General features: G+C 49.3%; 1 protein-coding gene and 1 pseudogene. Both read left to right on the top strand.

The window, feature by feature from the left end; genetic code table 11:
- Positions 1-60: 60 nt before the first annotated feature.
- Positions 61-297, top strand: a pseudogene (locus ACO0LB_RS20480) (transposase); the annotation flags it as partial.
- A 149-nt stretch (positions 298-446) separates the two neighbouring features.
- Positions 447-789 (top strand): transposase (locus tag ACO0LB_RS20475; protein WP_423052530.1); only part of this gene is annotated, 343 nt, incomplete at its 3' end.

The following is a 789-nucleotide window of genomic DNA, read 5'->3' as shown; positions in this document are numbered from 1 at the left end:
TAGAACTCATTTCATAAATAGGGTCTGTTAACTTTTTTCGGATTATGTTAACTTTGGAGCATGACACGAAGAGAAGAATTAACCGAAGATCAATGGAGCATATTGTCTCCCTTAATTCCAGAATCGACCAGGCGTAGTGATGGTCGTGGAAGACCCGAAATGCATGATAACCGAGCGGTGCTCAACGGGATTTTATGGGTATTACGCACAGGAGCTTGTTGGGCTGATTTACCAGACCGGTTTCCATCAGGCTCTACCTGTTTTCGTCGGTTTAGCCGGTGGGTTAAAGATGGTGTACTGCGCAAGATATTGGAAACGCTGGCACGCCATCTCGAAGAAGCAGGACAAATCGATTTATCTGAATGCTTTATAGACGGTACATTTGTGCTGGCAAAAAAAGGGGCCCAAAAGTGGGAAAGACCAAGCGGGGCAAGGGTACGAAGCTCATGGTTATTGCAGACGCTACTGGTCTTCCACTCGCCGTGCACACGGCTTCTGCTAGCCCACATGAAGTCACCCTTGTCGAAGCTACGCTCGATGAAACCATCACGGTGGGACGACCCAAACGACTTATTGGGGATCGCGCCTACGATAGTGATCCGCTCGATTGCCTCCTGGCAAAACAAGGCGTTGAACTGATTGCACCACACAAAAGCAACCGCAAACGTGCAGTCACTCAGGATGGCCGCGCTCTGCGTCGATATAAGCGTCGCTGGAAAGTCGAACGATTGTTTGCCTGGCTCAACAAATTCAAACGTGTTCTCACTCGTTGGGACCGTTGCGCTGATC

This window comes from Undibacterium sp. SXout7W (genome assembly GCF_049339385.1).
Lineage (GTDB): Bacteria > Pseudomonadota > Gammaproteobacteria > Burkholderiales > Burkholderiaceae_D > Undibacterium.
This window is presented reverse-complemented; position numbering and strand designations above follow the sequence as displayed.